This is a genomic window from Pseudomonas costantinii (assembly GCF_001870435.1).
In the GTDB taxonomy this organism is placed as follows: Bacteria; Pseudomonadota; Gammaproteobacteria; order Pseudomonadales; family Pseudomonadaceae; genus Aquipseudomonas; species Aquipseudomonas costantinii.
Window position 1 is genome coordinate 57539 of record NZ_MDDR01000066.1, and the last position, 18688, is coordinate 76226.

At 59.3% G+C, this 18688-nt stretch carries 22 protein-coding genes; 11 read left to right on the plus strand and 11 right to left on the minus strand.

What is annotated here, in order from left to right; translation table 11 throughout:
- Genes moeB through BFL40_RS31755 form a run of 3 tightly spaced genes read left to right on the plus strand, consistent with a single transcriptional unit; the run spans position 1 to position 3654 of the window.
- Complete coding sequence (moeB, locus tag BFL40_RS31745; RefSeq protein WP_071487652.1) at positions 1-1125, plus strand: HesA/MoeB/ThiF family protein; 1125 nt, start codon at positions 1-3, stop codon at positions 1123-1125.
- A 46-nt stretch (positions 1126-1171) separates the two neighbouring features.
- Complete coding sequence (locus BFL40_RS31750) at positions 1172-2476, plus strand: MFS transporter (protein WP_071487653.1); 1305 nt, start codon at positions 1172-1174, stop codon at positions 2474-2476.
- Between the two features lie 47 nt (positions 2477-2523).
- Positions 2524-3654, plus strand: a complete 1131-nt coding sequence (locus BFL40_RS31755) for a spermidine synthase (RefSeq protein WP_071487654.1) — start codon at positions 2524-2526, stop codon at positions 3652-3654.
- A gap of 47 nt (positions 3655-3701) precedes the next feature.
- Here BFL40_RS31755 and BFL40_RS31760 read toward each other — a convergent pair whose 3' ends face one another.
- The 4 genes from BFL40_RS31760 to BFL40_RS31775 form a co-directional block, all read right to left on the minus strand.
- Positions 3702-3893 carry a PLDc N-terminal domain-containing protein gene (locus tag BFL40_RS31760; RefSeq protein WP_003172956.1) on the minus strand — a complete coding sequence of 64 codons (192 nt, stop codon included), beginning with the start codon at positions 3891-3893 and terminating at the stop codon, positions 3702-3704.
- Positions 3894-3960: 67 nt separating this feature from the next.
- Positions 3961-4491 carry a hypothetical protein gene (locus tag BFL40_RS31765; RefSeq protein WP_071487655.1) on the minus strand — a complete coding sequence of 177 codons (531 nt, stop codon included), beginning with the start codon at positions 4489-4491 and terminating at the stop codon, positions 3961-3963.
- A 41-nt stretch (positions 4492-4532) separates the two neighbouring features.
- Complete coding sequence (locus tag BFL40_RS31770) at positions 4533-5048, minus strand: ankyrin repeat domain-containing protein (RefSeq protein ID WP_071487656.1); 516 nt, start codon at positions 5046-5048, stop codon at positions 4533-4535.
- Positions 5049-5144: 96 nt separating this feature from the next.
- Positions 5145-6971 carry a long-chain-acyl-CoA synthetase gene (locus tag BFL40_RS31775; RefSeq protein WP_071487657.1) on the minus strand — a complete coding sequence of 609 codons (1827 nt, stop codon included), beginning with the start codon at positions 6969-6971 and terminating at the stop codon, positions 5145-5147.
- A 393-nt stretch (positions 6972-7364) separates the two neighbouring features.
- Here BFL40_RS31775 and BFL40_RS31780 point away from each other — a divergent pair, with 393 nt between their 5' ends.
- The gene (locus BFL40_RS31780; RefSeq protein WP_071487658.1) at positions 7365-7643 is read left to right on the plus strand and encodes a DUF3509 domain-containing protein; all 279 of its coding nucleotides are present in this window, start codon (positions 7365-7367) and stop codon (positions 7641-7643) included.
- Between the two features lie 58 nt (positions 7644-7701).
- Here the strand turns inward: BFL40_RS31780 and BFL40_RS31785 are convergent, their stop codons facing one another.
- From BFL40_RS31785 to aroC, 4 genes are all read right to left on the minus strand, one after another.
- Entirely contained in the window at positions 7702-7971 is a 270-nt protein-coding gene (locus BFL40_RS31785) for a response regulator transcription factor (RefSeq protein WP_071487659.1), read from the minus strand.
- Between the two features lie 207 nt (positions 7972-8178).
- On the minus strand, positions 8179-8709 hold the full coding sequence (locus BFL40_RS31790; protein WP_071487660.1) for a 1,2-dihydroxy-3-keto-5-methylthiopentene dioxygenase: 531 nt from the start codon (positions 8707-8709) through the stop codon (positions 8179-8181).
- Positions 8706-9866, minus strand: coding sequence for an MFS transporter (locus BFL40_RS31795; protein ID WP_071487807.1), 1161 nt, complete (start codon positions 9864-9866; stop codon positions 8706-8708). The genes BFL40_RS31790 and BFL40_RS31795 overlap by 4 nt, the downstream gene beginning before the upstream one ends.
- 10 nt (positions 9867-9876) lie before the next feature.
- A complete protein-coding gene (gene aroC / locus BFL40_RS31800; RefSeq protein ID WP_071487661.1) occupies positions 9877-10968 on the minus strand; it encodes a chorismate synthase in 1092 nt (363 codons plus the stop codon).
- Between the two features lie 143 nt (positions 10969-11111).
- On the opposite strand from aroC, the gene BFL40_RS31805 reads away from it, so the two are divergent.
- Both BFL40_RS31805 and BFL40_RS31810 read left to right on the plus strand, forming a co-directional pair.
- Positions 11112-12074: an alpha/beta hydrolase gene (locus BFL40_RS31805; protein ID WP_071487662.1), complete on the plus strand. Its 963-nt coding sequence runs from the start codon at positions 11112-11114 to the stop codon at positions 12072-12074.
- A gap of 98 nt (positions 12075-12172) precedes the next feature.
- Positions 12173-12979 carry a hypothetical protein gene (locus BFL40_RS31810; RefSeq protein ID WP_071487663.1) on the plus strand — a complete coding sequence of 269 codons (807 nt, stop codon included), beginning with the start codon at positions 12173-12175 and terminating at the stop codon, positions 12977-12979.
- An 88-nt stretch (positions 12980-13067) separates the two neighbouring features.
- Here the strand turns inward: BFL40_RS31810 and prmB are convergent, their stop codons facing one another.
- Entirely contained in the window at positions 13068-13976 is a 909-nt protein-coding gene (gene prmB / locus BFL40_RS31815) for a 50S ribosomal protein L3 N(5)-glutamine methyltransferase (protein WP_071487664.1), read from the minus strand.
- A gap of 239 nt (positions 13977-14215) precedes the next feature.
- Here prmB and BFL40_RS31820 point away from each other — a divergent pair, with 239 nt between their 5' ends.
- From BFL40_RS31820 to BFL40_RS31840, 5 genes are all read left to right on the plus strand, one after another.
- Positions 14216-14806 (plus strand): cysteine hydrolase family protein, encoded by a 591-nt coding sequence (locus tag BFL40_RS31820; protein WP_071487665.1) that lies wholly within the window; start codon positions 14216-14218, stop codon positions 14804-14806.
- A gap of 141 nt (positions 14807-14947) precedes the next feature.
- Positions 14948-15268, plus strand: a complete 321-nt coding sequence (locus BFL40_RS31825) for a hypothetical protein (RefSeq protein ID WP_071487666.1) — start codon at positions 14948-14950, stop codon at positions 15266-15268.
- 74 nt (positions 15269-15342) lie between these two features.
- Positions 15343-15900 carry a Smr/MutS family protein gene (locus BFL40_RS31830; RefSeq protein WP_071487667.1) on the plus strand — a complete coding sequence of 186 codons (558 nt, stop codon included), beginning with the start codon at positions 15343-15345 and terminating at the stop codon, positions 15898-15900.
- 78 nt (positions 15901-15978) lie between these two features.
- A complete protein-coding gene (gene folE, locus BFL40_RS31835) occupies positions 15979-16524 on the plus strand; it encodes a GTP cyclohydrolase I FolE (protein ID WP_003204506.1) in 546 nt (181 codons plus the stop codon).
- A gap of 102 nt (positions 16525-16626) precedes the next feature.
- Positions 16627-16998 carry a glutathione S-transferase N-terminal domain-containing protein gene (locus tag BFL40_RS31840; RefSeq protein ID WP_071487668.1) on the plus strand — a complete coding sequence of 124 codons (372 nt, stop codon included), beginning with the start codon at positions 16627-16629 and terminating at the stop codon, positions 16996-16998.
- 47 nt (positions 16999-17045) lie between these two features.
- Here BFL40_RS31840 and BFL40_RS31845 read toward each other — a convergent pair whose 3' ends face one another.
- Both BFL40_RS31845 and BFL40_RS31850 read right to left on the minus strand, forming a co-directional pair.
- Positions 17046-17366: an AtuA-related protein gene (locus BFL40_RS31845; RefSeq protein WP_071487669.1), complete on the minus strand. Its 321-nt coding sequence runs from the start codon at positions 17364-17366 to the stop codon at positions 17046-17048.
- A complete protein-coding gene (locus tag BFL40_RS31850; protein WP_071487670.1) occupies positions 17363-18688 on the minus strand; it encodes an acyclic terpene utilization AtuA family protein in 1326 nt (441 codons plus the stop codon). Before BFL40_RS31850 ends, BFL40_RS31845 begins: the two co-directional genes overlap by 4 nt.

The window sequence follows — 18688 nt, forward strand, 5'->3', positions numbered from 1 at the left end:
ATGCAGTGCAACCTGAAGACCGACACCTCCCGTTACGCTCGCCAGATAATCCTCAGCGAGGTCGGCCCCCAGGGCCAGCAACGTCTCAAAGACAGCAAGGTGCTGGTGGTCGGTGCAGGAGGGCTGGGCTGCCCGGTGCTCTTGTACCTGGCAGGCGCCGGCGTAGGCACGATTGGCATCGTTGATAACGACATCGTCGACATGAGCAACCTGCATCGACAGATTCTCTATGGGGTTGCCGATGTGGGCGAACTGAAAGTGTCGGCAGCCAAACGTCGCGTCCACCAGTTGAACCCGGACATCGTCGTCAACACCGTTGCCACCACGTTGAACCCGGATAATGTCCTGTCACTGCTGGCGAGCTACGACATCATTGTCGACGCCACGGATAACTTCGACACCAAATACCTCATCAGCGATGCCTGCATCGCCTGCGAAAAACCGATGGTCTATGCCTCGATCAGTCAGTTCGAGGGGCAGGTGTCGGTATTCAACCATTACAACCGAGACACCCAGGAACGGGGGCCGTGCTTCCGGGATTTGTTCGAAACACCACCGCCTCCGCACTTGACGCAAAATTGTGCGCAAGCGGGTGTTCTTGGCGTCATACCCGGCCTGCTCGGCTGCTTTCAAGCCAACGAAGTCCTCAAGCTCATCCTCCATGCCGGGGAGCCCTTGAGCGGCAAATTGTTGTCCATCGATTGCCTGGACAACAGTTTCCACCTGTTGAACATCCATAAAACCCAGGACCGCCCTCCTGTGCCAACGCTGGGCGCTTCGACCACGCCGGCATGGCGCGACAGCGACTGGCTCTCCCCCGACGCACTGCATGACTGGGTCGAGTCACAGGCGCCCTTTCAACTGGTCGACGTACGCGACAGCCATGAACATCTGCAAGGCTCGCTGGGCGGTCGATTGATTCCGCTCAAAGACATCATCCATCGCCAGCAAGAGCTCGATACCAGCCGCCGTATCGTCTTCTATTGCAAATCCGGAGTCAGGAGCAAGGCCGCCCTGCTGGCCGTTCGCGGTATCAACCCGCACGCGCGCCTCTATAGCCTTGAGGGTGGCATCGAGCAGTATCTGGCGACTTACCCTGATCACTCCACCCCGGTCGCGCCGTGAACGCCCCTGATTGCGCAGTCATCCCCTCCGGATCAAAGGTACCTCAATGAGTGCAAATTCTTCAGGCATTACGTGGGGTTTTCCCGGCATCGACCGACGCTTGCTGAAAGTGCAATTCAGCTTTTTGCTGATGGTCCTGGGGGGACGCTGCAATCAATTGGCGGTGGCCTGGTGGGCCCTGCAGGAAACCGGTTCCGCGCTCTATTTTGCCAACATGATTGCCTGTTCCATCGCAGCGGAGGTGTTAGCCAAACCCCTGCTGGGATGGTTGGGGGACAAGTACAACAAGATCCTGATCATCAAGCTGGCCTCCTGGATCAGTTTGCTGACAGCCGTGTTGATGGTGATCCTGTCCGCCACGGGGTCGTTCAACCCCTGGACGGTGGGCGCGCTGATGATGATCAGCAGTGCGGTCGTCGGCGTACGCGACCCGCTCCAGGCGTCGATCATTCCCTTGTTTGCAGACGACGATAAAGTCTCCCTGGCCTTTCGAACCAAAAGCGTGATGTCGTCCTTTTCGATCCTGCTGGGGCCGGTCATCGCCAGTGGGTTGATCTACGGGTTCAGTATCACGTTCGCCTTTGCCGCCGATTTTTTTGCGATCCTGATCGCCGCGGCGCTCATCGCGACTATACCGAGCCACATCGGTGCCACCGGCCAAGGCGAAAAAGCCCCGGCCGCCAGCGGCTTGCGCATGATCTATTCCGGCTTCAAGGTGGTGTACGGCGTGAAGGTCGAATTTTACCTGGCCATTGTTGCGATGCTGATCAACTTTGCCTTGTTTCCATTTTTCACCATCCTGCTCCCACTCTACGTAAAAGACGTCATCCACTACCCGGTCACCTACATCGGTCTTCTGGACTCGTGCTTCGGGCTGGGCATCCTGGCGGGCAGCTACAAGATCATCGGCTGGTTATCCGAGCGCATCCCTCGCGACCTATGTGTATCTGCGGGTTTTGCGTTACTGGGGTTCAACCTGGTGGTGGTCGGTACTGTTTCTTCGTCGTTGCTCGTGCCGGCGGCTTTTTTCTGCGGTGGCGTAGGCCTGATGTTGATCAACATCCCCACCTCCGCCGTCAGGTTGCTAGCGACGCCCAAGCTTCATCGCAACCGGATCTTTGCCACGGTGTCGTTTCTGTCTGCCGCGGCCAGCCCATTGGGCAGTTTCGCAATGAACGGCCTGATCGCTCATCTGGGAGTCGCACTGACCATCACACTGCTGGGCGTCATGGTGCTGTTGTTGTCATTGCTGGTGTTTTTGGTACCCGACTTCAAGACGTTCATGCGCACCAAGGATACGCAGCTCGGCGATGCCTACTTGGACAAATACCCAGCAGCGTTCGCGCACTGACGCGCGTCGCCGTCACCCGCCTCTTGAAAACGGAGTTGTTTTTAACCATGCCAGACCTCAAGGACCGGCCTGAATCTATTCGCCATGAACAGATTTTCTGCGGCCAATATTATGACGACATGGGTTGTATCGGCTTCCTGGGGGATTCGTCCAAGGAGCGCATCTCGGTGCTGATGCTGGGGCTTTCGGACGGTGTGGCACTGGCACCGATCGCAGCCAGTACCAGGGTGGCCAGCCTGTTGGCCGTCGATCTGGACGAGACCGCCCTCGTTCGCAGCCTCGACAACCGAAACCGACTGGCAGCGCCTCTCGACTTTGACTGTGTGATCGACGATGCCGCGCACTTCCTGGCCGAGACCCCAAACCGATACGACGTCATTATTGTCGACCTCTACACTCAGGAGGGTTATGCCCCGATCGTGTTTGATCATGGGTTCCATCAACTGTTGAAGCGCCGCCTGAATCCCCGCGGTCATGTGGTATTCAACGGTTTTGGCGTGCCCATGAACCTGGACCCGTTCACCGGTTCTACGCCCCAGGCATGGCTCGCTCAGCGCCTGAGCGGCAGCTGGGGCGACATTCACTACCTGCCCCATCGGCGCAATGCGACGTTCATTATCGGCCCTCCACCCTCCACCGCCTCTGCCGTGAAGTCTTTATGCGCCAGTGACCGGCTCTTCATGGACATCATGAGCCTGCGCCTGCGCTACCTGAGCCCCACGGTCATCCGTGACACGCTGCTTGTGCCCCCGGCGCTGGATTTCATCGGGATTGATCAGGAGGTGCATAAACGCTGGGTGGATGCGTTACCGGCCTTGTCCGCTCTGCTTACGCCATCGTTGAAGCTGACCAAGCCCAACGATCTGCGTGTGTTGCTGGATAACCCGCACGCTTGCCTGGCACTTCAGGAACGCTTGATGAAGGACACATCATCGCTGCGCACCACCCTGGCGTTGCTGATCGCAGGTGAAGTCAACTTTTCTGATCGCGATATGTCATGGCTGCCCGACTGGGTCGTTGCGACACTGGAGAACTGCGCCGACGCCCGCCCACGAGACTGGCTGGAGGGTTTATTGCCTTATGCCTATGGCGTCATTACCCACAGAACCCGGGGGAATGTGGCTAAGGTAGACGGTTTCCGACGGGCGCTGGCCCGATTGTCACAGCCAGCAAGCTGAGCCTGCGGTGTGTCAGATGCACCGTAGACTCAGCCCCGCTGAATCACTCAGATCCGCACGTTACCGCGCGGCCCGGCAATGGCCCAGATGATCAAACCCAGTACCGGCAACAGCAGGATCAACAGGATCCATAGCACTTTGGCGCCCGTGCTCGCGCCACTTTTGAACACGTTGATGATCGCCCAGATATCCAGCGCGAGGATGATCAGGCCGATCAGACCATTAAAAGTGGAACCCATGGTGTCGCTCCTAAGTGAGGGCATGCACTTGTAGGATAGTCAGCCCTGACAGGGGTTCCGTTTTATTTCAGACGTGGACCGCGATCTTCAACGCTTCCAGCGACGGCTCGGCCTTGATACCGACTTCGGCGCACAATTCCAGCACGCGTGGCAGGTCGTTGCCATACACCAGCACCGCCTGAATCTCGTCGTCCAGCAACTGGCTGAAGTTCATCAGCACATAACCGCCGTCTTCCGGGCTCAGGGCACTCATCTGGATCTGAATACGGTTCAGCGCGGTGAGGTCTTCAGTCTTGGCCAATTGCTTGGGCTTGAGGTTGAACGCCACGCCCGGGCCGAACGACGCGACGATCTGGGCGAAGAGATCGACATAGGTGTCGGCCTGGAACAACACCGTGTCCGGCAGGCTACCCACCACCACCCACTCTCCCAGCGAAATCGGGAAAGTGTCGTCGTAGTTGATATCCGGGTTGGCCGCCAGGAACGCTGCCGGTTCCGCGTAGGCCTGAGCCGCTTCGCCGGCGATGCGCGCCACCTCCTCTTCGCCCATGACGCCGGCGCTGATTTTGCTGATGAGTTCGACGAGGGCGGTTTTCATGGGGTGATCCTGTGGCGGTGTGGATTTTGAGGGCGCAAAGCCTACACCAGTTTCTGCAACAACGCCGCCGTATCCACTGCGCCCATGGTTTGCGCCGCCGCCAGCGCGGTCGCACCCTGAGCGTCGGTGGCCTTGGGATTGGCGCCTTGGCCGAGCAGGTAGTCAACCATTTCAACGCGGTTGAACATCGCCGCCATCATCAACGCTGTACGACCATCTGAGGATGAGGCATCCACCGGCGCCCCGCCTTCGATCAGCGCCTTGACCACCTCCAGGTTGCCCTTGAACGCTGCACCGGCAATCGGCAACTGGTTCTTGCTATTGGCGATCTGCGGGTCCGACTTGAATTCCAACAGCACTTTTACCGCGTCGGCATGGCCGTGGTAGGCCGCGAGCATCAGCAAGGTGTCGCCATTGTGGTTACGCAGGTTAGCCGGTAAACCCTTGGCCAGCAGCGCAGCGAGCATGGCCGCGTCACCTCGGCGGGCCACATCAAAGACCTGCTCGGCAAACTCGGCGGCTTCGTCTTCGTCCATTTGTTTAGGCTGATCTGACATAGGGGGCTCCTTGGCGGGTACGGCATGAGGTGGCCAGTGTCGCGAGGGAGCTCCCGACTGTCATGCCTTTTTTGCCAAAAGCGGCCATAGGCAGAATCAATAACGGAACTGCCCACCCTGGATCTGCGCCAACAGTTGGCCGGTGACCGGCACATAGCAGTCCGAGCCCGGCAGCCACGCATAGACCGGGTCATTGCCGGCTTTATCCGGATCGAAAGCCTCTTCCTTGAGCCGCACTTTCTGGTATTTGAAAGTGCCGGTGGTTTCCATCTGCACCTTGATGCGCAGGAACAACGGCACCGCATAGTGCGGCAACTGGTCATGAGCGAACTGCAGCAGTTCACGCATGTCCAGCGCGGCCAAGGATTCGCTTGGGGTGATGGCGACCATGCCCGCGCGGCCATTGGTGTTTTCGATCTCGACGCCGTAGGCCACCACTTCGGCAATCTGTGGGTGTTGCAGCAGCACGTTCTCCACTTCGGTGGTCGAGACGTTTTCACCTTTCCAGCGATAGGTGTCCCCCAGGCGATCGACAAATTGCGCATGACCGAAGCCGATACTGCGCAACAAGTCACCCGTATTGAAATAGCGATCGCCCTTCTCGAACACGTCGGTCAGCACCACCTTGCGGTTTTTTTCCGGGTCGGTGTAGCCGTCAAACGGTGACTTTTCATCGATCCTGGCCAGCAGTAGCCCCAGCCCGCCCGCTTGCAGCTTGTGCATGAAACCATCACTGCCACGTATCGGCTCACCCGTGTCGTGGGCGTAATCCACCAGTGCCCAGCGTTGCAGGCAAAAGCCGATGGTGTTGTCGAAGTTCAACACATTGGTGAAACCGATATTGCCATCGCTGGCGGCATACAGCTCGCAGATATGCTCAACACCATAGCGTTGCTTGAACTGCGACCAGACGCCGGGGCGCAGACCATTGCCCACCATTTTGGTCACGCGGTTATCACGATCCTGCGCACTGGGCGGCTGATCCAGCAGGTAGCGGCACAACTCACCGACATAACCCAGAGTGGTTGCCTTGAACTTGCGCGCATCGTCCCAGAACTGGCTCGCACTGAATTTGCGGCGAATGGCGAACCCGGAGGCACCGACAATCGCCGAGCCCCAGCACACACACAGGCCGGTGCCGTGGTACAGCGGCAAGGTGCAATACAGGACGTCTTCCGGGCCCATGTCCAAAGCGATGCTGCCGAAGCTGACGGCGGTCTTGGTCCAGCGGCCATGCTTCATGATGCCGGCCTTGGGCAAGCCCGTGGTGCCGGAGGTATAGATATAGAAGCACGGATCGTTGAAGAAAATTTGCCCGCTGCTGGCCGGGTTATCCACCGAACATTCGGCACTGGCAGCCATCAGGTCGGTATAGCCATCCGGCACCACGCTTGTCTGTTGATCGGCGACAAACCAGGTTCTGTGCGCCTCAATCGCCACTTGATCACGCACTGCCATATGGGCGGCCACCAACTCTGCGCCCACCACAACCGCCACCGGGTTCACCAGATTCAAGCTATGCACCAGCGCCGCCTGGGTTTGCGACGTATTGAGCATCGCGCAAATACCGCCCAGCTTGGCCACGGCCAACACGTTCAACAGCAGTTCGGGGCGGTTTTCGATAAACAGCGCTACCACATCGCCCTTGGCGATGCCTTGGGCGTGCAAGTGATGGGCGATACGGTTAGCGCGCCTGTTGGCTTCGTCGTAGCTGAGTACACTTTCGCCAAATAACAACGCGGCGCCATCGGGGTTACGCAGCGTGGCTTGTTCGAAGTACCACCCCAGGCCGCAAGGCTGCGCAGGGTCGGTGACATTCGCGGCGCGCATGCCCCGCACCACGCGAGGCAGGGCTCGAACAATATCGGGGACCTTACGCAGCATCATGCCCCAGGTGATCATGTCGTCTTGCTGATGGCTCATGGCGGAACGTCCTTTTTCTTATTCTTCGTCTGATCCAGAAACAGCGGCAATCCTGCAGACAGGAGGCCGAATGCCTTGCTGGAAAATACGCCAGCCATTCTTTGGCTGTACACGCGGGATTTGAAAAGTTTTGTATCCCGTACCCGCCCACCATAAAAAAGGAATTTCGTGGCCTGCGAGTAGTCATTATCAGTAACCCAGCCCCAAACGATTGGCCCAGATAGCGCAAAATGCAGGATGCACGATGGCCATTCATGCAAATTGCACGAAAACGGAAAATCGTTATTTTTTCAAACTGCTGATTTATAAGAAGTTTTTAAAAATCACATACTGGCACAATCACTGCACCTATCACTCCATGCTTGCCAACTTGAGCCAACGGAGCTGATAGACATGAGCCTGATCCAAGATAAATTCGCTTCTGTGTTCTCCCAATACGACGTCATGACTCAGCCACGTCCCGACGGCGGCATCCTGTTGACCCTGCGTAACAGCGAAGGCAAACAGGTCAAGCGTTCGATTTCCTACCAGCAGTTGCACACTGCCGAGCAACTGACATGGGTGATCAGCGCCATTCGCCGTGACCTGGCCGAACAAGCCAGCGAACTCCCACAGATTTCAATGCTGCAAAGCCAAAACCGCTTCGCCCTGCCGACTTACCATTCGGCGTAAGTAACAGACATAAGAAGGGCCGCGACGCCATTGAGCGTCGCGGCCCTTTTTTATGTCTTTAGCACAGGCCTTGGCGTGCCGCTTCATTCATCGCCTGCACGCGATTGGTCACGTCCAACTTGCCGTAGATGTTACGCAGATGAAACTTCACCGTGGCTTCAGAGGTGTCGCGAATCTGGCTGATTTCCCAGACGGTCTTGCCTTCCGAGGCCCAGCGCAAGATCTCCAACTCTGTAGGGGTCAAGGGTTTGCCGGACAAGCCCAGACGTTTTCTGACCACCGTCGGCACGTCAATCAACAGGCGATACGGCTCCTCTGAACCACTCATGACTCTCTCCTCCTATTAGCTGATGCCCTACCACCCTTCGGATTCCTCCTATTGACAGGCGATATAAACATTGATGTCGGAGAGAGTTACATATCGAATGGAATGAAAGCATAAGGCACAGAATAAACAGCTACGCCCTACAAATAATTAGGTTTATTCCCACGACAACTTCCAACTTACCGGGCTTGAACCTTGAATTACTTGTGCTTAGTCGTCCAACCCTGGAAAGCGGCGAGCAATATCATCACCGGTGAACTCAGGCACCCCACCTTTAGCTGTGTTGAACAGATGCAGTGTTACAAGGTGCGGGTTCTCACCCATGTCGAACCAATGTGGTATTCCAGCCGGAATCACTAACAGATCATTTTTCTCACAGCGTACGGCGTACACATAATCGCCAATGTGTAAGGTAAACAGTCCCTGGCCGGCGATGAAAAAACGCACCTCGTCGTCGCCGTAGCGGCGCTCCTCGAGAAACTGGGCACGTAACTCGGCTTTCTGCGGGTGGTCACCCGTCACGCTGAGCACTTGCACAGAACCGTAGCCGAGAACGTCGATCTGCTCCTGATACGCCGCGATCATTTTTGCGTCGCTTGCACCCTTTGCAATAGCGCTGGGCTGCCAGCGCTCGAACCGCACGCGGTGCTCAGCCAGGGTCGACGTGATGTCGTCGACGTGAGTCAGCACTTTGTTAGGGGTATCCGGTGTGGCTGCGTGGTAGACGGCTACGTAACTCATTGCACGGTTCCTTGGTTCGGCTCTTGCAATCGAAGGCCAATGATAACGGCGGCGCCCAATGCTGCAACGCTGGCGATACTAAAAGTAAGGGTCGGTCCCAACAGGTTCCAGCTATAACCGGAGTAAAGGGCGCCAAGCGCGCCACCGGTGCCGGCCAAGGCGGCATACAAGGCCTGACCCTGGCCTTGCTGGCGGCCACCGAAGCTGCGTTGCACAAAGGCAATCGCCGCCGCATGAAAGCTACCAAACGTGGCGGCGTGCATCACTTGCGCCAACAACAGCACCCAGAAAAATTCGGCAAATGAACCCAGCAGCAACCAGCGCACCGCCGCCAACAGGAAACTGGCCAGCAGCACCCGACGTACCGAAAAGCGCGAGAGAATGCGGCTCATGGCCAGAAACATCAGCACTTCCGCCACCACGCCCAAGGCCCAGAGCATACCGATCACGCCACGGCTATAGCCCAGGTGTTCGAGGTGCAGGGTGAGGAAGGTGTAATACGGCCCATGGCTCATTTGCATCAGCGCCACACAGGCATAAAAAGCCAGTACTCCAGGGCTGCGCAATTGCTTGAGGAAGCCGTCACCGGCCAGGCGATTGCCATGGGTGGCGGGCTGCGCATTCGGCACCCACAGGCTGGCGCCGATGATGCCGGCCATGATCACCACGACCACCACCGGGTAAATATCCAGGCTCAGCCAGTCGAACAGACGACCCATGATCACCACGGTAAGGATGAAACCAATAGAGCCCCACAGGCGGATCTGGCTGTAGCGCGAGGTCTGTTTTTGCAGGTGGGCCAGGGTGATCACTTCAAATTGCGGCAACACCGCATGCCAAAAGAAGGCATGCAGCGCCATCACCAAAGCCAGCCAAGCATAGGTCTTGCTGACGAAAATCAGTGAAAAGCTTGCCAGGGTACACACCGCGCCAAAACGCACGATGGCCAGGCGCCGGCCGGTGTAATCCCCCAGCCAGCCCCACAGGTTGGGCGCCACGCAACGCATCAGCATGGGGATGGCCACCAGCTCGCCAATACGCGCGCTGGAGAACCCCAGGTGATCGAAGTACAGCGCCAGGAAGGGCGCCGTCGCCCCCAGCAGGGCGAAGTAGAAGAGGTAGAAGCTGGAGAGTCGCCAGTACGGGAGCGCTGTCACGGTCAAACCGTCACAGCTGGCCCAGCACCGGAGTACTCACGCGCACATCGGCATTTTGCCCACGATTGCGCAGCAGGTGATCCATCAACACGATGGCCATCATGGCCTCGGCAATCGGCGTGGCACGGATGCCGACGCATGGGTCGTGACGGCCCTTGGTGATCACATCCACCGGGTTGCCGTGTACGTCGATCGAACGGCCCGGTGTGGTGATGCTCGACGTAGCCTTGAGCGCCAAATGCGCAACAATCGGCTGACCGGAAGAAATACCGCCGAGGATGCCGCCCGCGTTGTTGCTGAGGAAACCTTCCGGCGTCAGCTCATCGCGATGCTCGGTGCCGCGCTGGGACACACAAGCGAAACCCGCACCGATTTCCACGCCCTTCACGGCGTTGATGCTCATCAGCGCGTGGGCCAGTTCGGCATCGAGGCGGTCAAAGATCGGCTCGCCCAGGCCCGGCTTCACGCCTTCAGCGACCACGGTGATTTTGGCGCCGACGGAGTCTTGGTCACGGCGCAACTGGTCCATGTAGGCTTCCAGCTCCGGGACCTTGTCCGGGTCGGGGCTGAAGAAAGCATTGTCTTCCACGCTGTCCCAGCTTTTGAACGGGATTTCGATCGGACCGAGCTGGCTCATGTAGCCACGCACCACAATGCCCTGGGTCGCCAGGTATTTCTTGGCGATGGCACCGGCAGCCACGCGCATCGCGGTTTCGCGGGCCGAGCTGCGGCCACCGCCGCGGTAGTCGCGTTCACCGTATTTGTGGTGGTAGGTGTAGTCGGCGTGGGACGGACGGAACAAATCCTTGATCGCCGAGTAGTCCTTGGACTTCTGGTCGGTGTTGCGGATCAGCAGGCCAATGGCGCAACCGGTGGTGCGGCCTTCGAACACGCCGGAGAGGATCTCGACTTCGTCGGGCTCCTGGCGCTGGGTGGTGTGGCGGCTGGTGCCGGGCTTGCGGCGGTCGAGCTCACGCTGCAGGTCTTCCAGGGACAGCTCGAGGCCAGGCGGGCAGCCGTCGACAATGGCGACCAACGCCGGGCCATGGCTTTCGCCCGCGGTGGTGACAGTGAACAGCTTGCCGAAGGTATTGCCAGACATGCAGGGCGCTCCGTGAAATCAGTTGAATCAAGTCAACCGTAATAACTTAAGGCAGCCAGTATACGCAGGCTAACCGACTAGTTCATCCTCGAAACCTTACCGGTAGACGTCTGTCCAACCGGCACCTTCCTCATAATGGCGCGATGATGCTGCGAGTTCTGCTTTTGACCCTCACCCTGTTTTCCAGCCTTGGCTTCGCCGCCTCCCCTGTCGTACTGCAACGACCCATCAGCCTGGACACCGGCAGTGGTGAGCTGTTTGGCTCGCTCTTGCTGCCAAAATCCGACAAGCCGGTGCCGGTGGTGCTGATCATCGCCGGCTCCGGTCCCACCGACCGCAACGGCAACAGCGCCGAAGGCGCACGCAATGACAGCCTCAAGCGCCTGGCCTGGGTGTTGGCGCGGCATAACATCGCCAGCGTGCGCTACGACAAGCGCGGCGTCGCCGCCAGCCTGGCCGCCACCCCCGACGAACGCAACCTGACCCTGGACGCCTATGTATCCGACGCGGTGGCCTGGGGCAAGCTGCTCAAGGCCGATGAACGCATGGGCCCGTTGATCGTGCTGGGCCATAGCGAAGGCGCCCTGGTCGCCGCCCTGGCAGCGCCGCAACTTGATCCGGCCGGCGTTATTTCCCTGTCCGGCAGCGCCCGGCCGGTGGACCAGGTGATTCGCCAGCAACTGGCCAATCACCTGCCCCCTGCCCTGTTGCTTCGCAGCAATGAGATTCTCGATCATCTCAAGGCCGGCCAAGTGGATGCCGATGTGCCTGGCCCGCTGGAAGGTATTTTCCGCCCCAGCGTGCAGCCTTATCTGATCAGCCTGTTTCGTGCCGACCCATCAGTCGCCTTTGCCAAGCTGAACATGCCGGCGTTGATCATCCAGGGCACCAACGATATCCAAGTCGGCGTCGGCGACGCCCAACAACTGAAAAAAGCCAAGCCGGACGCTCAGTTGACGGTGATCGAAGGCATGAACCACGTGATGCGCATCGTGCCCAAGGATGTGAAGGAGCAACTGGAGTCCTACAACGACCCGCAACTCCCGCTCGCCGCTGAGCTGGGCCAGCGTATCGTGCGCTTTATCGACGGACTTCAGCCCCGTTAAGCACTATTTGCCTCCAGTCCTCTGAAAAACGGCCGATAAGCCCAGAGTCGACAGTAAAAAGACTGTCGACTCGCAGGGCTTGGACAGGATCGCGCCGCATGACAACCACCGAAGCAACACCAGAACCTACCGCCGACACCCCGGCTGAAAAAACCGAAGCCGTCGAGGCTGCGGCCCTGCCGTGGGCGGACGTACAGGCCGAACACTTCAAGATGCTGCGCCTGGCGCCCTTGGCCACCGATCGCGCCACCGGCGTGCGGCCGTTGCGGTTTGTGCAGTTCGGCTATGCCGAGCGCAACGACAAACATCACAGCCTGCTGCGCATGGTCATCCAGTTGCCGGGCCAGCGGGTGCGTCGCGAGCAGAATCACTTGGATATCTGGGTCGATCACGATGCACACCGCGTGCACTTCGGCCCGGGCAACAGCCTGGAAATCGAACCGGCCAACCGTGGTATTGGTCGCTTCCTCGTTGCCCAAGGCGCTGCGTGGGCGAAAAAGAAGTGGTCACACTATCGCGTGGATGGTGTGGACCTGGCCAACAAGGACGCATTGAACGAAGCCACACGCCTGCGCCGCGACCACTTCCTGCGTATCCAGGGTTTTGATGTGGCCTATGCCGATGTGCAGCACCTCAAAGGTAACGTGCAGCCGGGGAAGGTCAGCGAGGTGCTAGACAGTTGGAACACCGAGAAGGTGCAGTTCGTGGAAATCCTCGAGGCCGCGCAGATGCTGCAACAGGCCGAGCAGAACCTGGCCGAGCATGAAGTGAAGCTGCGCAAGGAAGAGGAAAAGGTCACCAAGTTCAAGCGTGAGGACAGCGGCTTGCGCTTTACCATTACATGCCTGGTGGCATTTACGGTGTTTCAGGCAGGGTTGCTGATCTGGATTGCAACACACCGTTAACAGATCGTTCCCACGCCCTGCGTGGGAATGCATACGGTGACGCTCTGCGTCACGAGCGGACGCGGAGCGTGGGAACGATCACTTCGAGTTAAACGCGGGCGGCGAAGACGGCCTGATGCTCGCGGCACTGCTCAGCCGTCAACATGAATACCCCATGCCCACCGTGCTGGAACTCCAGCCAGGCAAAGTCCACTTCCGGATACAACGCCTCGACGTGCACCTGGCTGTTGCCGACTTCGACAATCAGCAAGCCCTTCTCCGTCAGGTGGTCCGCCGCTTCGGCCAACATGCGCCGCACCAGGTTCAAGCCATCATCGCCACAGGCCAGGCCCAGCTCCGGCTCATGCTGGTATTCGTCCGGCATGTCGGCGAAGTCTTCGGCGTCCACATACGGCGGGTTGGACACGATCAGGTCGAAGCGCTGGCCCGGCAGGCCGTCGAAGCCGTCGCCTTGCACGGTGTACACACGCTCGTCGACGCCATGGCGCTCGATGTTTTGGTTGGCGACTTCCAACGCCTCGAAGGACAGGTCGCCCAGTACCACTTCAGCGTCCTGGAACTCGTAGGCGCAAGCAATGCCGATGCAACCGGAGCCGGTACACAGGTCGAGAATGCGTGCCGGTGGCTGAGCCAGCCAGGGTTCAAATTGGTTTTTGATCAGTTCGCCGATCGGCGAACGCGGGATCAACACACGCTCATCGACGATAAACGACATGTCGCAGAACCAGGCCTCTTTCAACAGGTAAGCGGTGGGCACGCGCTCATGGATGCGGCGGTGGAGCAAGCGCTGCACGTGGGAGATTTCCTCTTCTTCCAGGTTGCAGTCCAAGTAGCTGTCGGCGATTTCCCAAGGCAGGTGCAAAGCTCCCAGCACAAGCTGCCGGGCTTCATCCCAGGCGTTGTCGGTACCATGTCCAAAAAACAGGTCTTCCCCATGGAAACGGCTGACAGCCCAACGAATGTGGTCGCGCAAGGTGCGCAGGCGGGATGTGATCACGGGGGAGAGCTCCTGGAAAAAACGACTGGCGATTCTAACAGCCTTCGCCTGTCCCTTCGATGTATGAAAACTCTTCGCCGTACGTCGGAATTCATCCAATTTGCCATCATTGCGTTAAACAAGCCGCCCACTTGACATGGCTGCACGCCAACAACGGCGTACCTTACGAGGGTAGCGATTCACAGAACCGCTCAGCCAGTGGACAATGTCGCAAAAGCCCCCCTCACAGGAGCCCCAGAATGTCCGTTCCAAAGACGATGTTTCAACTCAGCGGTCGCGGTTACGCAGCAGCCAATCTGAACCATGCGACCCTCGTGATCATCGACGCCCAGAAGGAATACCTCAGTGGCCCACTCGCCCTCTCCGGCATGGCCGCGGCTGTCGAAAACATCAAACAGCTGGTCGCAGCGGCACGCAACGCCGGGCGCCCAATTGTGCACGTACGCCACCTGGGCACCGTCGGTGGCCTGTTTGACCCGCAGGGCGAACGCGGTGAGTTCATTTCCGGCCTGGAGCCCCTTGGCGACGAAACCATCATCGGCAAGCTGCTGCCCAGCGCGTTCCACGGCACCGGCCTGGAAAAACACCTGCAAGACCTCGGTTCCCTGGACCTTATCGTGTGCGGGTTCATGAGCCACTCCAGCGTCAGCACCAGCGTACGCGCCGCCAAGAACCTGGGCTTTCGCTGCACCCTGGTGGAAGACGCCTGCGCCACCCGCGACCTGCCTTACAAAGGCGGCATCCTGAGTGCCGAACACGTACAACAGACCGAAATGGCCATCATGGCCGACAACTTCGCGACCCTCGCATTGACCAAAGATCTGATCTGATCGCCCCTCTGATGAGCGGTGCGGCCTGTTTAGGGCCCCGCTCATCCGCAAAGCCCTCTCATTTGGCGCATTTACCCCTGCCCCCGGAACAACCTGTGTATCTTCCGGTCGAAGGGCCGATACCCTGGAGGAAAGGTCGGAATGAAGATATCCGATGGTTTTGACGCTCGTCGCTTGCGCCCCAAAGGCCCAAGCAACTGGCGTCTGCGCTTGGTTGCCGGCTTTGCCGCGCTGCTGGCGATAGTAGGTGTGCTGCTGGCAGGTGCCGGTGGCGCCGGGTTGTTTGGTCATTCACCGGCCCTTGGCGAACTGAATACCAGCCCGGGCGGCTCGGCTATCCTGTTGGTAATCGGCCTGCTGGTGCTGTGGTTGGGCGTGTGGTTGTGGCGCCGCAGCCGTCGGCGGATGCGCCAACCGTTGTCGCTGAACATCGCTTCGCACCTGATGAAAAAACACGACTGATGGCGTTTGAATAGCGTTTCCTGCGCCCTGGCCGCCGCGATTAGGTAAACTGCCCGCCCTTCGCGGAGGCTGACATGCAAGACGACGATTTTTCCCTGTTCAAAAACGAGCTGCGCGGCGTCAAGCCGATCAAGCACGACCGCGCCGACACCGGCAAACCCAAGGCTGACCGGGCGCAGATCGCCAAGCTGCGCCAGGCTGCGACCGTGCGCACCGATGCCACCACCGTGGATGGCCTGTCGGACCAGTTCGTGATCGACGTCGGCCCCGAAGACGAGCTCATGTGGGCCCGCGACGGCGTGCAAGAAAGCCAGATGCGCAAGCTCAAGATTGGCCAGATCCCCTTCGAAGGCAGCCTTGACCTGCACGGCATGAGCGTGGAAAAAGCCCGCGAAACCCTCTGGGCCTTTCTCGCCGAGGCCACCAAATTCGAAATCCGCTGCGTGCGCGTCACCCACGGCAAGGCCGTGCGGCTGGACGGCAAGCGGCCAATGATCAAAAGCCACGTCAACACCTGGCTGCGCCAGCACGCTCAGGTGCTCGGTTTTACCTCGTGCCAGGCCCGCCACGGCGGCGCCGGTGCGGTGTATGTGATGCTCAAGCGCACCATGATGGAAGGCCGCGACGAGTAACAAGTGCCATCGTCAGGCTTGCAGCGATGTGCCCGCCACCGTAACCTTGCGCTTTGCGAAAATCCCACAGGTAGTTTCATGTCCCTGGAACAGAATTACACCGCGATCCTCGGCCAACTCGGCGAGGACGTTTCCCGCGAGGGCCTGCTCGACACGCCAAAACGTGCCGCCAAGGCGATGCAGTACCTTTGCCGCGGTTATGAACAGACCCTGGAAGAAGTCACCAACGGTGCCTTGTTCAGCTCTGACAACAGCGAAATGGTGCTGGTCAAGGACATCGAGTTGTACTCGTTGTGCGAACACCACCTGCTGCCGTTTATCGGCAAGGCCCACGTTGCGTATATTCCAAGCGGCAAAGTGCTGGGCCTGTCCAAGGTCGCGCGTATTGTCGACATGTACGCGCGCCGCCTGCAGATCCAGGAAAACCTCAGCCGCCAGATCGCCGATGCGGTCCAGCAGGTGACCGGTGCCTTGGGCGTTGCGGTGGTGATCGAAGCCAAACACATGTGCATGATGATGCGCGGTGTCGAAAAACAAAATTCGTCGATGATCACTTCGGTGATGTTGGGTGAGTTCCGCGAAAACGCGGCCACCCGTAGCGAATTCCTCAGCCTGATCAAGTAACAGGCTCGGTAGGAAAAGGCCGGCGTTCATCGCCGGTTTTTTTTCGCCTGCAAAATTCAGGTAAGCTGCGGCCCCTTCTGTATCGGGCAAGAGGTTTCAGCCATGTTCGTCAAAGCACTTCGAGTGGGCCTCGGCCACGTCATCATCGCGGGCGACTTCATTACCCGTCCACGCAAAAAGCAGCGCTCGGCCGAGCAACAAGCGCAGGTGAATGCTGCAGCCAAGGACCTGACCCTGTATCAGTTCCACGCCTGCCCGTTCTGCGTGAAGACCCGCCGCACCCTGCACCGTCTGAATGTGCCGGTGGCGCTGAAGGACGCGAAGAACAACGAACAGGATCGCCAGACCCTGCTGGAGCAAGGCGGCAAGATCAAAGTGCCGTGCCTGCGCATCGAAGAGAATGGCCAGACCACCTGGATGTATGACTCCAAGGTGATCATCGATTATCTGGATAAGCGTTTCGCGGCGATCTGACTAACACTGCTTAACCCTTGTGGGAGCTGGCTTGCCTGCTCCCACATTTAGTTCGGTGTTATCAAATCAAGATCAAGCAGGGCCGAGCCCAGGCACTTGCCATGGGCGTCCAGCGCCAGTGAGCGAGTCACTCCACCGCGCAAGATACCTGGCAGCACGAAGTTCAGTGCCTGCACATTAGGCAACTCATAACGTCGTACCGGCGCTGTGCCCGGTTCCAGCAAGCCGCCGAAAAACTCGGCCACGCGCTCGGCGGTGAGTTGCTCACACAGCAACGGATAGTCCTCAGCGCGATACGCAATGATCGAGATGTTCGACGTGTCGCCCTTATCCCCGGTACGGGAATGAGCCAGCGTGTGCAGTTTCATGCTTCGATCCTCGGGTTTACCGCGCTACGCGGCAGTAGCAACGACGCCACCGCCACCACCTGCCGCACGCTCTTGCTCGCACCGCCGCCACCGGACGGGCCGTTGGTGTAGAGGGTTTCCACTTCATTGCCGACGCGCACCGCGTCGCTGCGCTCTTCGCAGCGGGCGGCCACGCGCAGGCGTACTTCCCAAGGCTCGACGTTGCTGCGTGGGCCGTGGAGCGAGTCCATGCCGATCAACTCGGCGCGTACGTCCTGCATTTTTACGCCCATCAGTTCAAGCCGCTTGAGCACAACATCCCGCGCCAGTTGCGCGCGTGCGACAGCACCGGGGCCTCCGTAGGACATCTGCCCTTCGCCGATCCAACCTTCCAGGTAACCGACGCTGACTTTCAACTGCTCAGGCCTTGTGCGGCCACCAGCACCTTTAGCACGAACTCGATCCATGGCTTCTTCAACAAAGGCGACCTGGGAAAAGTCGGCCGTCACGTCCGGCGTCAGATACGCCGCAGGGTCATGCACTTCGTAGATCAATTGCTCGGTACAGGTGGCCCGGTTAACCCGCCCACCAGAACCCACCACCTTGGTGATCAACGCTTCGCCCTCGGCATCGATCTCCGCCAACGGAAAGCCCAGGCGCGCGAGGTCATCCACATCCTTGAAACCCGGATCAGCGAAATAGCCGCCGCTGACCTGCCCCGCACATTCCAGCAAATGCCCCACCAGCGTTCCGCGGCCCAAGCGCTGCCAATCGTCCGCGGCCCAACCGAACTCAAACATCTGCGGCGCCAGAAACAACGACGGGTCGGCCACGCGCCCGGTGATCACCACATCGGCATCCGCGCGCAGCGCATCAAGGATGCCATCGACGCCCAAGTAGGCATTCGCGGAAATCAGCCGGTCGCCCAAAGAACCGAGGGTTTGACCGTTATCCAGTAATTGCTCTGGCTGCAATACAGCCAAAACGTCATCACCCACCACGGCCACAACCTTGAGGTTCAAGCCCAATTCATTGGCGATTCGGCGCACCTCAATGGCCGCCGACACGGGGTTGGCCGCGCCCATGTTGGTGATAACCCGCAGACGGCGCCGACCGTCGTGCCGACCCACAAACGGCAGCACCCGGCGCATGCGCTCACTCAGCAGCGGGTCATAGCCGCCTTGGGGATCGCTGATGCGTGCCTGTTGTGCCAAAGCAATCGTGCGTTCGGCCAAGCATTCGAATACCAAATAATCCAGGTCGCCCTGTTCGGCCAGCTCCACGGCGGGCTCAATACGGTCGCCGGAGTAGCCGGCGCCGGAACCGATGCGCAAGGTTTTCAT

Coding starts and splice junctions, on each gene's coding strand:
- BFL40_RS31840 (WP_071487668.1), top strand. CDS start 16,627: ATGTTCGTCAAAGCACTTCGAGTGGGCCTCGGCCACGTCATCATCGCG.
- BFL40_RS31785 (WP_071487659.1), bottom strand. CDS start 7,971: ATGAGTGGTTCAGAGGAGCCGTATCGCCTGTTGATTGACGTGCCGACG.
- BFL40_RS31810 (WP_071487663.1), top strand. CDS start 12,173: ATGACAACCACCGAAGCAACACCAGAACCTACCGCCGACACCCCGGCT.
- BFL40_RS31830 (WP_071487667.1), top strand. CDS start 15,343: ATGCAAGACGACGATTTTTCCCTGTTCAAAAACGAGCTGCGCGGCGTC.
- aroC (WP_071487661.1), bottom strand. CDS start 10,968: ATGTCTGGCAATACCTTCGGCAAGCTGTTCACTGTCACCACCGCGGGC.
- BFL40_RS31760 (WP_003172956.1), bottom strand. CDS start 3,893: ATGGGTTCCACTTTTAATGGTCTGATCGGCCTGATCATCCTCGCGCTG.
- BFL40_RS31770 (WP_071487656.1), bottom strand. CDS start 5,048: ATGTCAGATCAGCCTAAACAAATGGACGAAGACGAAGCCGCCGAGTTT.
- BFL40_RS31845 (WP_071487669.1), bottom strand. CDS start 17,366: ATGAAACTGCACACGCTGGCTCATTCCCGTACCGGGGATAAGGGCGAC.
- folE (WP_003204506.1), top strand. CDS start 15,979: ATGTCCCTGGAACAGAATTACACCGCGATCCTCGGCCAACTCGGCGAG.
- BFL40_RS31805 (WP_071487662.1), top strand. CDS start 11,112: ATGATGCTGCGAGTTCTGCTTTTGACCCTCACCCTGTTTTCCAGCCTT.
- BFL40_RS31820 (WP_071487665.1), top strand. CDS start 14,216: ATGTCCGTTCCAAAGACGATGTTTCAACTCAGCGGTCGCGGTTACGCA.
- BFL40_RS31780 (WP_071487658.1), top strand. CDS start 7,365: ATGAGCCTGATCCAAGATAAATTCGCTTCTGTGTTCTCCCAATACGAC.
- BFL40_RS31755 (WP_071487654.1), top strand. CDS start 2,524: ATGCCAGACCTCAAGGACCGGCCTGAATCTATTCGCCATGAACAGATT.
- BFL40_RS31825 (WP_071487666.1), top strand. CDS start 14,948: ATGAAGATATCCGATGGTTTTGACGCTCGTCGCTTGCGCCCCAAAGGC.
- BFL40_RS31765 (WP_071487655.1), bottom strand. CDS start 4,491: ATGAAAACCGCCCTCGTCGAACTCATCAGCAAAATCAGCGCCGGCGTC.
- BFL40_RS31850 (WP_071487670.1), bottom strand. CDS start 18,688: ATGAAAACCTTGCGCATCGGTTCCGGCGCCGGCTACTCCGGCGACCGT.
- moeB (WP_071487652.1), top strand. CDS start 1: ATGCAGTGCAACCTGAAGACCGACACCTCCCGTTACGCTCGCCAGATA.
- BFL40_RS31750 (WP_071487653.1), top strand. CDS start 1,172: ATGAGTGCAAATTCTTCAGGCATTACGTGGGGTTTTCCCGGCATCGAC.
- BFL40_RS31790 (WP_071487660.1), bottom strand. CDS start 8,709: ATGAGTTACGTAGCCGTCTACCACGCAGCCACACCGGATACCCCTAAC.
- BFL40_RS31775 (WP_071487657.1), bottom strand. CDS start 6,971: ATGAGCCATCAGCAAGACGACATGATCACCTGGGGCATGATGCTGCGT.